Here is an 11532-nt window from a genome sequence, read left to right as displayed (position 1 = left end):
CGGTCAATTGGGTGGCACGATCGCCTACCGCTGGCGGCATGACGGACTCGAAGTCACCCTCACGCTTCCACTGCGCCACCTCGAACACTGACCGTACGCCGCGCCCCGCGGGCGCATGTTCTCCGAAGCGTTCCTCCGGACATGTCACCCCATCGGCGGGTTGATCGGGCGACGCGGACGTGCGCGGAATGGGATTGACCGGAACAGGCGAGATCGACCCATGTTTACCAGCAACGGGCCGCCAGGCGAATTTCCGCGCACCCCTGGCTCAGCTGCGAGAAACCCGAGGACCTCCGCATGCGCGCATCTCCACCCGTTGTTCTCGTCGTCGAAGACGACCCTCTCCTGCGCCTGGCAGCCGTCGACTTCGTCGAAGACGCCGGCTTCGCGGTTCTGGAGGCGGCGAACGCGGCCGAGGCGCTGGCGATCCTGGAAAGCCGCTTCGATATCCGAGTTGTCTTCACGGACATCGACATGCCACCCGGAATGGATGGGCTGATCCTGGCGGCGGTGATCCAGGACAGGTGGCCTCCGGTCCGCGTCATCGTGACCTCGGGCCATATCCAGCCGCCCGCCGCCAGCCTCCCCCGAGGCGGCGTCTTCTTCTCCAAGCCGTATCGGGAGGACGAAGTCGTCGCCGCGATGAGAAGAATGGCGGCGTGACCTGGCCCATCGGCGGCCAGTCGTCGAGCCCTCAGCTATGGGGCCCCGCCACCGGCGGGCCCAGATAAGGGAGATCCGCGCTCTGACGCCGACGCACTGGGAGTGCCTTCGCCCGGCTCATGTGCGCCAACTATGGATTCATGGTCGAGGCCGTCACGATGATCCCGATCCCTCGCCGAACCGACGCGTGGCGCGGGCACGCTGACCCTGCATTTCCGGCAGCTCGATCCCGAGCCGGTCATCGAGGCGACCCAGGCCGACATCGTCTCGGGGGCCAACGTCTTCGTCCGCTCGGCGGCGAGTGCCTTGGCCGGGCTTGACGGGGAGGGATTCCTCCTGCGCGGGTATGGCACGGTGACAACCCTCGATCCGAGTGGCCTGGCGCGACGCGTCGGAAGCGACGTCGAGTAGATCATGGCTTCCAGGATCGCGGCCCGGGGACGCCACCCCCTGATTACCGATGTATTGGCCGCGTTGGTGAGGTAGACAGATGTCGATGGCTCGGGGAGGGACCCATGGCGCGCATCACGGTGATCCACAGGACAGAGTATACCTACCGCGACCCCGTCGGTCTGATGCGCCATCGGTTGATGGTCCGGCCGGACGACAGCCACGATCTGCGCCTGCACAGCGCGGAGCTGCGGGTCTCGCCGGAGCCCTCGGCGGTGCTCTGGAAGCACGACGTGTTCGACAACTCGGTCTGCATTCTCGAATGGCCGGAAGACCTGCGGACCGACCAACTCACCATCGTCTCTACGCTGGATCTCACGCACCATCCCGACGGTCCGCCCTTACCGTGCTACATCCTCGAGCCGGGCGCCAAGGACTTTCCCTTCTCGTACGCGCGGCCCGAGATCGCGGACCTTGCCCACCTCGCGGAGCGCCAGATGCCCGATCCCGGCCGGAAGGTCGAGGCCTGGGCCCGCCGCGTCGTCGCCGCGGCCGGCACGAACGACACGCTGAAGGTGCTCGAAGCGATCACCCGCGCGATCAAGAAGGAGTTCCGCTATGGCCAGCGCCACGAGGAAGGCACGCAAAGCGCGGCGCGGACGATAGAACTCGGCACCGGCACCTGCCGCGATTTCGCGGTGCTGATGATGGAGGCGCTGCGCGGCTACGGCCTCGCGACCCGGTTCGTTACCGGCTATCTCTACGATGACGTTTCCGGAGAGACGCGTGGCGGCGGCAGCACGCATGCCTGGTGTGGTGTATATCTCCCGGGGGCGGGATGGGTCGAATACGATCCGACCAACGGGCTCATCGCAGGTGCCAATCTCATTCGCGTCGGCGCGACCCGCGAGGCCGCGCAGGCGATCCCGATCTCGGGCAGTTTCGTCGGAAACGCGGACGATCCGATCGGCATGCACGTCGATGTCTCCGTGCGCGCCGTCCCGACCTGCTGAACCCTGCCGGCCAGAGGCCGGCCTCGCCATCTCGCGCGCGGCGCCCGGAAGATTGGCGCGTCCGCGGCGGGCCTGAGGCGAGCGGAACTCCGACCCGGCGACGGAGCCGGGCGAAGGGCCTGGTCAGCGAGACTGCTCTCCCGCCGCGCGGATCCTGCCCCGGGCGACGACGACAACCGTCGCGACGACCATCACGGCGCAGGCCGCGACCCTGGAGACGGGCTCCATCGTACCTTCGATCAGCAGCGCGTGAGCCGCGCTTCCGATCGCGATCACGAGCGCGAGCATCCTGTGAGCGAGATGCCAGAGCCGCGTCCTCCGATGGAAGGCCCCGAGAAGCGCCGCGATCACGAGCGCCCACATCGCGATCACGCCGAGAAGGCGGTGGGAGCCGTGAAGGTGAGCGCGTCGATCACGTCGGGCGGGCTGGTCATCCAGAGACCCGCGACGTGGACCAGCACCACGACCAGCGCCGCGGCGCCCGCGCAGCGGTGCGACCGGAGCCCGCGACGGCCCGCCAGCCCCGGCAGCGCGCCCGCCGCGAGCAGGGGCTGGACCAGGAGCAGCGCCATCGCGACGATCCCGGCGAAGCCCGCCACGATGTAGACCGGCTCGCGCCAATCGAGGAGCGGCCTCGCGGCGGCCGCGAGCAGCGGCGCGACCGTAACCAGCGCGACGACGGCCCAGACGAGGCCCGCGCGGATCCGGTGGGCCGGCCCGGTTGCCAAGAGCGTCGGACCGGCCGCAGCACGAAATGCGCTTCCAGGGCGCGCTGTCGCGCGCTCTTCATCACGGGCCGCAGGAACACCGTCTCGAAGTCGCCGCTGTCATAGGCGAGATGACCATGGGGCTGCCCGAAGGCCGGAACGATCCGGGGCATCTCGAGCCGGAAGACCCCGGCCGCGTCGGTGAGCGTGGCGCCGTGGCTCCACAGGTCGCGCTCGCTTCCCTCGGTCGTATGCGCCCAGATCTGGATGCGCTGCCCCGCGAGCGGAGCGCCATCGCCCGCGCGCCGGACGGTGCCCGACATCCAGAACCCGCCACCGCCGATCCGCTCAACCACGGGCGCCCCGGGAAGATAGTTGTTGGCGCCGCCGCGAGTCACAGGGGCGCCTTCGCGGACTATCGGCTCTCTCGAGGCGCGCACGGATCGGCCCGAGGTGCTCCGTGTCAGGGGACTGTCCCCACGCGGGCGTCCGCCGACGGCGGATTTCAGTAGAGCGCGCCCTCGACGGGCTGGCAGGGCTTGGGGGCGTCCTCGCCCAGCATCTGGAGCAGGTCGATCTCGATGAGCCGCGTCAGCGCGGCGATCGGCACGTCGGTCGGCTTTCCGTCGAACGGATCCGAACAGCTCTCGCTGACCCGCTGTAGCAGGAAGAATACCCAGGAGATCAGCGTGTTGAACGGGACCAGCGCGTAGATGTAGTCCCGCGCGACCACGGACATCACGGGGTAGTTGTCCGCGAGCCGCACGAAGGCGTCTACGAAGGCGAACGGCAGAAGCACGATCAGCATCCAGGTGAACAGGCGCCCGAAATAGGTGAACTGCTCCGGAAAGGGCGTGTTCCTGATCCGCTCGCACTTGCCCTGGCAGTCGTAGAGTCCCGAAAGCGCGCGGACAAGTTCGACGAGTCGGTAGTCGTCAAGCTGGCCGGCCCGGCGCATCCGCCTGAGCGCTTCTCCCTGCAGCCGCAGGATGTGAACGGCCGGATTCGCCTTCCCGGCCAGAGTGTCAGCTTCCTGCTCCGAGAGAAAGCTCAGATATCTGTCGCGGGAGCCGGGGACGGCGGCGCCGGTCTCTTCCGTGCCCGCGGGCGTCGGCATCGGGCGGAGCTGGAAGCAGAGCGCGTTGACCCAGGCGAGATGGCGCCGCGCGAGCAGGGCGACCTCGTCCGGGGCGCCTTCCGCCCCCGCCACGGGATCGGTCAGGGTCAGGCAGCTGTTCGCCCAGGAGCGGCTGGCGTTGATGATCTCTCCCCAGACAGTGCGCGCCTCCCACCAGCGCGCATAGGCCGAGGCACTGACGAACCCGAGAAAGACCGAGACAACGATGCCGATCGTGGCGACGGGCAGCGCCGGGACTTCCAGCGCCTGGAAGCCGAGCCGATCGTGGATGAGATAGACGGCGAGGGACAGGACGATCGCGACGAGGAAGAGCCGCCATGATCCCCGCGACAGCCGGCGCGGGTTCAGACCGCCGCGAACATACATCGCCGGGTTCTCCCTCCGGGCACCGGATCAGCATGGCCCATGGTACACCCGCGAGGCAACGGCCGGGTCGGGGTTCATCGCCAAAGCGGGATCTCGATCGTCAGGCTGCCCCCGTAGCCCTCACTGTTGCTCGAAGTGCTCAGGAACGCCTCGGCGCGAACCGTCATGTTGGCGGCGGTCAGTACGTCGAGACCGGCGCTCGCGTCGAAGACGGTCTCGTCGAGGCTGGTCCGCGCGGTGAAGTCGGGCGTGTTGTCGGGCGCGTTCGCGAAGTGCGCGCCGAGGCTGACGGCCGGGTCGTTCAGATATTGCGTCGCCCCGAGGGTGAGGTGTGGCCGCAGTCGGGTGCCGTTCTCCCTCACGATCTCTCCGCCGAATTCCACCGCCGGCCGCAGGCTGACGAAGGTCGCCGCGTCGGTGTTCACATCGAGCCGCGCGAAGGTGTCGCCACCCTCGGTGAAGCTCGCCGAGGCGAAATGATCGAAGGCGAGGCCGATCCGAGGCATGACATAGGCACGGTCGCTCCCGAGGATGTAGGCGGCGCGGACCTGGCCGGAGGTCGACCACTGGCCGTAGTCGGCGCGCACGGGCGTGCCCAGCCAGTCCCGGTCGATCTCGACGTCGCCGTAGCCGAGACTGAGCGCGGCGGAAAGCTCGAGCGCGTCGAAGCGCCGCTTCACCGATGCGCCGGCCCAGAACTGATCGACGTCGCTCGACGCCGAACTCGACGTCACGTCGAACTGGCGCTTCTCGTAGGCGAAGGCGCCGCCGACGAGCCAGTCGCCGCCGACCGCGACCTGTCCGCCGCCGGTCAGGGACCAGCTCGATCCCGAGAAGCCGAGGTTGTCGGCGGTGGTGTCGCGGTCGAAGCCCGCCGCCGTTATCCGCAGATAGCTGCACTGGCCGTCGTCGTAGAAGCGAACCGCGCCGCCCGCCCCTGCCACGTCGCCGCAGCTCAGCAGGCCGTCGTTGAAGGCGCGCGCCGCCGGGACGGCGGCGAGCAGGTTGTCGAGCGCGACCTCGGCCCCCAGATCGTTCACCCCGCCCGCGTAGGAGCCCGCGTCCCTGAACGACAGCAGGTCTCGCATGAAGTCTCCGTCGAGCGCGCCGGCGGCGTAAAGCGACTGGATATTGTCGGTCAGTGCCCGCTGATTGCCGTTGACCGCCTCCCGGATCGTGTCGTTCGCGAAATCGATGTCATAGCTGAGATCGACCGTCCCTGCCTCGCCGGCGTTCAGCCGATACTGACCGGCCGCCGACGCGGCGACCGTGAAGCCATCCCGGAGGGTGAGCCCGGCATCGGAGGTCAGGATCGTCCGCTGCCACCTGCCCAGGGCCGGCGGCCGATCGACGTCGGTCAGGGTGACGTCGACCAGGCCGTCGAGTTCCGCCGATCCCGCCACGTCAAGCCTGTCCGAACGACGCGCGCCCGGATCGAGGTCCACCGCCAGGACGCCCGTCCCGGTCTGGCGGTAGTCGCCGGTGATCCGCGTCCCGCCCACCGACCTTTCGCCGGCGACGGTCAGCAGGCCGCGGTTCACGAAGCGCCGCGCGTCGAGAAGGCCATCGGTGGCCACCGTGCCCCCGGGGCCGCTGGACAGCGTGATCGCGCTGTCGCCACCGGCCCCCGCCGCCGCGGTGCCTGGAGCCGCCGTCACCGCCGCGTCGATCACCTGCCCGACGATGGCGCCGTTGTTGGTGACGACGAGCGAACCGTTGCCCGAATAGGAAATGGCGATCCCGTCGGCGCCCGTGAGGTTGGTGATCGTCCCTTCGTTGTCGACGGTGTTCGCCGTCCCGTCTGCGACGACCACGCCGACGCCCGCCGCCGCGCCGCCGGTCGCCCCGCCCTGCACGGTCGCGCCTTCGCCCACCGTCAGCGCCACGACCCCGCGCCCGTCGCCGGTGCTCTGGGCATAGATCCCGAAGGCGCCGGCGCCCGTGGCGGTGACATCGGCCTTCGCCGTCACGCTCACCTTCGTCCCGGTCGTCGTGCCGGTGCCCGACCCGCCGGCGCTCTGCGCGACGATGCCGTGCGCCGACGCGCCCGAGGTCGAGACGCCGCCCGCGCCCTGATCGACCGTGACGGTGACAAGGCCAGCCGTGCCGCTGCCACCCGAGCTTCCGACGAGCGCTCCCTTCGCCGTCGAACCCGCGTAGCCCGCGACGCCGCCACCGCCGCCGACCGACTGGGCGAGCACACCGAAACCGCTCTCGCCCTTGGTCGCGACCGAGCCGCTGACCGTGACGGTCACGCCGCCGCCGTCCCCGGAGGTCTGGTTGTCCTGCGACATGTGGAGCCCGGACCCGAAGTCCGCGCCCTCCGCGCTGAATGTTCCCGCGTAGCCGCCGCCGCCGCCGATGGACTGCGCGACGATGCCGTGCGAGCCCCCGTCGCCGCCCGTCGAGACCGTCCCGTAGCCGTTGACCGTGACGGTCCCGCCGTTCCCGCTCGACTCGCCGCCGACCGAGACGGTGCCTGGTACGCCCGCCGCGCCGATGGCGTAGCCGCCGCCACCACCGATGGACTGCGCGATCACGCCGAGGGAGTCTGGCCCGCCGGTGCTCACCGTGGCGGCTTCGTCGATCTGGGCGGTGGTGTCTCCGCCGCCGCCCGTGGCGCCCTCCTGACCGCCGACGGCGATGGTCACGGTCGTGTCGTTCGTCGGGGCGGCGACCGTCGTCACGCCGCCTCCGCCGCCGATCGACTGGACGATGACGCCGGCCGAGTCGTCGCCGCTCGTTTGCACGTCGGCCTTCGTCTCGACGGAGGCGACCAGCCCGCCGCCCCCGGAGCCGATGGCGCCGATGTTGAGGCCGAGCGAAACCTGGCCGGAGATCTGCGCCGGGGAGAGGTGGAGCCCGGCCAAGCCGCCGCCACCGCCGATGGATTGCGCCGTAAGGCCGGCCGAACGGTCGCCGGATGTGCCGATGGCCGCGGCGCTGGTGATCTCCGCGTTGTTCCCGGAGCCGCCGGAGCCACCGTTCCCACCAGTGCTGGATGAGAGGTTGAGAAGGCCATTGACGGAGATGGCCAGCGCGTAGGCGGCGCCGCCGCCGCCGCCACCGATCGATTGCGCGACGACGGCCCCGGAATCGTCGCCCTCGGTCGTGATCGACCCGTTGGTGAAGGCCGTGACCGCTCCGCCGGTGCCACCCGCGCCGCCTGACGCGCCGACCGCGAACGAGAGCGCGGGAAGGTTCTCGCCGCTGAGCGCGCCGCTCGCGGCATAGCTGGCCTGGCCGCCGCCTCCGCCGATCGATTGGGCGAGAATGCCCTGCGACCCGTCGCCGATCGTCTTGATGTCGGACGGCGCGATGCCCTCGCCGTTGATGGTGACCTTGCCGCCGTCGCCACCTTTGCCGCCTGTCCCGCCAACCGCGCTCGTGACGATGAGGCCGGCCGCGGTGGCGGCCCGGGCATGGCCGCCACCGCCACCGATCGATTGCGCCGTGATCGCGGGGGAATCTGCGAGACTGGCGGTGATGTCGCCGGTGTCGGTCACGGTGACAGTCTGTCCAGATCCGCCGCCGGCCGCCGCGCCGCCGACGCTGAACCAGCCGTTCGCCGCGCCGCCATTGCCGCCGCCGCCGCCGATGGATTGGGCCAGGATGCCGAGGGAGCAGCCTTCCTGGCACACCGCGTCGCTCGCCGCGTCGCCCGAGGGGCCGACACCCGTCCTGATCGTGGCCGCGTTCGTCACCGTCACGCCGCCACCGCTCCCGCCGCTGCCCGCGTTGCCGCCGAACGCGGCGATCGACCCCGAGGTACCACCCGAGCCACCGGTTCCCCCGATCGACTGCGCGACGATGCCGGACGCATCGTTGCCGCTCGTCGTGATCGCGCCTTCCGCCCCGTTGTCGACGATGACGGCGCCGCCGGCCCCGCCGTAGCTGCCTTCGTTGCCTCCCGCGTAGAACGCGCCGATCCCGTTTCCGCCGTGGCCGCCCGCGCCGCCGATGGACTGGGCGACGATCCCGCTCGACTGGTTGCCCGTCGTGGTGATCGGCGCCGCGCCGGCGGTCGCGTTCCTGACCGTCACGGCGCCGCCGGACCCCGCGCTGCCGCCGCTCGCCGCGAACTCAACCGCGCTGAAGGCGATCGTTCCGGCCGCGCCCGCGCGCCCGCCGATCGACTGCGCGACGATGCCGGCGGAATCGACGCCGGAGGTCAGGACCGATCCCTCGGTGATGGTGACGCCGACGTCGCCGGCGAGCCCGGAATTGCCACCGGGCGAGCCTCCGGCGAACCAGCCACCGTCACCGCCATTCCCGCCGACGCCGCCGATCGACGTCGCCACGATCGCATCCGAATTGGACCCTTCCGTGGTGGCGCTGATCGCGGCGTCGATCGAGACGAGGCTCCCGATACCGCCGTCGCCGCCATCGCCGCCGTCGCCGAAGCTCTCGCCCTTGCCGCCGTTCCCGCCCTGGCCGCCCTGACTGAACAGGACGAGCGCCGGCGCGTCGCTCGCCCCCGAGGTGGTGACCGTGAGAAGGCCATCGCCATCGATCCCGGCGGTTCCGGCCGCGCCGCCCCCCGCGCCGCTCCCTCCGTCCGCGTAGAGCGCTTCCCCGCCGTTTCCGCCATTTCCGCCGACACTCGCCATCGAAACGCCGGCGCCGCCGGGGCTCTTGACGATGGAATCCCCGGCAACCGAAAGCGTCACGTCTCCGGCGGTTGGCACCGAGCCGCCATCACCGCCTTTCGACGGGAGAAAGGCGCTTGTCATCGCCGCGCCGTTGCCACCGTCGCCCGCCATCGCCAGCATCGAAATCGCCGGCCCGGTGAAGGCCTTCGAGCCGACGACCGTGCCCGAGAGGGTGAACGTCGCCGGGCCGCCCGGCGCCGAGGTGCCGCCATTGATGGTCCCGGTCGTGTTCTTGCCGCGGTTGGCGCCGGCGTAACCGGTGCTCTCCAGGAGGACGACGGATGTCGCCGCGGTTCCCGACACCTGGAAGGCTCCGGTCGCGAGGGCGAGGTCGACCGGCTGATCGAGGTTGCCCAGCGAGGAATAGAAGATGCTGTTGACGATATTCGCCGTCAGATCCTCGACCGTGACCCGCTGCGCGGTGTTCGGCGGAAACGAGTCGGACGCGTTGGCCCGCACCTGCGTGAGGTCGCCGGCGCAGGTATAGGCGTTGTTGCCGTCCGCGACGCACTCGGCCTGCGCGGTGCCATGGCCCCCGAGGCTTGCGAGCAGCGAAGGAAGGGCGAGAAGCGCGATGCGACAGGGCTGGACCCAGCAGCGAGGTCTCGTCGCGGCGCGATCGACATGACCTGTGGGCGCGGCTGATCGCTCGTTCTTCATTGCAAGGCCCCGCGATGTCGCGACTCGCCAAGGCTCCAGCACCGTGACGGATCGCGTCAGTCTGTACTATGGTCCGGGAAAATCAAAAATCGACTACATTTCAATTGGTTTGAGAATTCATCATTGCTCCCGGATCGTGGCGTCTTTGGCACCATTGCCTATGGCTTCAAAGATTGCTTCTGCCTCAACAACAATCTCATGAATGGAAACTCGCCGCAACACGCGTGGCGTCGAGTTTTCCTCCCTGTTTCGCGCCGCGCGAGCCGCCCTGGCCTCGCGGCGAAACATAACACTCAGCCCCGGATCGGCGCACGCGTAAGGCGAAGGCTCTCTGGCCGCCGTGCGATGGATCCCGACATCATCGCGAGCACGCCGGCGTTGGAAGCGCGACCTCGAGTAGGTCGGCGCTGGCCGCGGTACCGAGGCGACCCGCCTGAGCTGCGCCCCGGACAACATAGACCTCGATCAGCGCCCCGCGGCCGGCCACCGGCGCACCGCGGCTCGCCATTCCTGCCATTCGCTGGATCAGCATCCGTCCAGATCAGGCGAAAGGGGAACGATCATCCGCCCACGCACCTTGCCTTCGAGGAAGAGCGGCGCGGTCTCCGGCACTCGCTCGAAGGGCACCTCGGTGACCATTGACTCCAGCAGCCTCATGTCCAGTTCCTCCGCGAGCCGCTGCCAGGCAACGCTGCGCTCGGGCTTCGGGCACATCACGCTGTCGACGCCGCGAAGCGTGACGCCGCGCAGAATGAACGGCGCCACCGAGGTGGGGAGGTCCATGCCGCCCGCCAGGCCGCAGGCGGCGACCACTCCGCGATACTTCATCATCGAGAGCACGTTGGAGAGCACCGTCCCGCCGACGACGTCCACCGCGCCCGCCCAGCGTTCCTTGTTGAGCGGCCGTGCCTTGTCGGAGAGTTCGGCCCGGTCGACGATCGTCGCCGCCCCGAGCCGCCCGAGATAGTCCGCCTCCTCGCGCCGCCCGGTCACCGCCGCGACCCTATAGCCACGCGCGGCGAGGAGCGCCGTCGCGACGCTGCCGACTCCGCCCGAGGCGCCGGTCACCACCACCTCGCCCGCCTCGGGGGGCAGGCCCTGCGCCTCGAGCGCCATCAGGCAGAGCATCGCCGTATAGCCGGCGGTGCCGATCGCCATCGCCTGCCGGAGCGAGATGCCAGCTGGCAGCGCCACCAGCCAGTCGCCCTTCACCTGCGCCCGCCGGGCGAGGCCGCCCCAGTGCTTCTCGCCGACGCCCCAGCCGTTCAGGACCACGCGGTCGCCCGGAACGTAGTCGGGGTGGCGGCTCTCGGCGACCACGCCGGCAAAGTCGATGCCGGGAACCATCGGAAAGCTCCGCACCACCGGCGAACTGCCGGTGATTGCCAGCGCGTCCTTGTAGTTCAGCGTCGTCCAAGCCACGTCGACGGCGACATCGCCGTCGGTGAGCTCCGGGAATGCGACGGGCTTAACCGTCACCCGCTGGCCGTCGTCGTCCTTGTCGATCACGATCGCGTCGAACACTTCGTGCTCCTCTCCTGGGCTTGAGGGGGCGGCCGCGACGCGACCGCCCCGGGTTTCATTCGGCGGTGTCGGGGGCGAGGGGCGCGTCCTCGGGCTTCGAGCCGAAGTCCTCCCTCAGCCATCGCATCAGCGAAAGCGTCAGGACGAGGAGGACGGGGATCAACGGCAGCGCCACCACGATCGTCGAGGTTTGCACCGGCTTCAGCCCGCCGAGCTGGATCAGTGCGATACCCACGCCTGCGAGGATGAGCGCCCAGGTCACGCGGATCGACCGCTTCGGCTCCTGATACCCGGAGAGCTCGCGGGTGGTGACCGAGGCGAGGACGTAGGCCGCGCTGTCGAGCGTCGTGGCGAGAAAGACGAAGCAGAGCAGGATGAACAGCGGGATGACGAGCCAGGGCATCGGCAGTGTGCCGAGG

Annotated in this window: 8 protein-coding genes and 1 pseudogene; 2 read left to right on the top strand and 7 right to left on the bottom strand. The window is 69.9% G+C overall.

Annotated features, from left to right (window positions below; translation table 11 throughout):
- Positions 1 to 297 precede the first annotated feature (297 nt).
- Together FJM51_RS22590 and FJM51_RS22585 are read left to right on the top strand one after the other, a co-directional pair.
- Entirely contained in the window at positions 298 to 663 is a 366-nt protein-coding gene (locus FJM51_RS22590) for a response regulator (protein ID WP_140456366.1), read from the top strand.
- Between the two features lie 515 nt (positions 664 to 1178).
- Complete coding sequence (locus FJM51_RS22585) at positions 1179 to 2066, top strand: transglutaminase family protein (RefSeq protein WP_140456365.1); 888 nt, start codon at positions 1179 to 1181, stop codon at positions 2064 to 2066.
- A 123-nt stretch (positions 2067 to 2189) separates the two neighbouring features.
- Here the strand turns inward: FJM51_RS22585 and FJM51_RS24855 are convergent, their stop codons facing one another.
- From FJM51_RS24855 to FJM51_RS22555, 7 genes and pseudogenes are all read right to left on the bottom strand, one after another.
- A complete protein-coding gene (locus tag FJM51_RS24855) occupies positions 2190 to 2429 on the bottom strand; it encodes a hypothetical protein (RefSeq protein WP_306419464.1) in 240 nt (79 codons plus the stop codon).
- A gap of 5 nt (positions 2430 to 2434) precedes the next feature.
- Entirely contained in the window at positions 2435 to 2794 is a 360-nt protein-coding gene (locus FJM51_RS24850; RefSeq protein WP_306419465.1) for a hypothetical protein, read from the bottom strand.
- 8 nt (positions 2795 to 2802) lie between these two features.
- Positions 2803 to 3213 (bottom strand): annotated as a pseudogene (locus FJM51_RS24630) (peptidase associated/transthyretin-like domain-containing protein); the annotation flags it as partial.
- Positions 3214 to 3278: 65 nt separating this feature from the next.
- A complete protein-coding gene (locus tag FJM51_RS22570; protein ID WP_140456364.1) occupies positions 3279 to 4277 on the bottom strand; it encodes a bestrophin family protein in 999 nt (332 codons plus the stop codon).
- A gap of 74 nt (positions 4278 to 4351) precedes the next feature.
- Positions 4352 to 9589 (bottom strand): autotransporter outer membrane beta-barrel domain-containing protein, encoded by a 5238-nt coding sequence (locus FJM51_RS22565; RefSeq protein WP_140456363.1) that lies wholly within the window; start codon positions 9587 to 9589, stop codon positions 4352 to 4354.
- 525 nt (positions 9590 to 10114) lie between these two features.
- Positions 10115 to 11113, bottom strand: a complete 999-nt coding sequence (acuI, locus tag FJM51_RS22560) for an acrylyl-CoA reductase (NADPH) (RefSeq protein WP_140456362.1) — start codon at positions 11111 to 11113, stop codon at positions 10115 to 10117.
- Between the two features lie 55 nt (positions 11114 to 11168).
- On the bottom strand, positions 11169 to 11532 hold a 364-nt coding region (locus FJM51_RS22555; RefSeq protein ID WP_181164724.1), incomplete at its 5' end, for a BCCT family transporter.

Source organism: Amaricoccus solimangrovi, from assembly GCF_006385685.1.
Taxonomy (GTDB): Bacteria; Pseudomonadota; Alphaproteobacteria; order Rhodobacterales; family Rhodobacteraceae; genus Amaricoccus; species Amaricoccus solimangrovi.
Note: the sequence above shows the minus strand (reverse complement) of the source record. Positions and strands in the feature narration are given on the sequence as shown.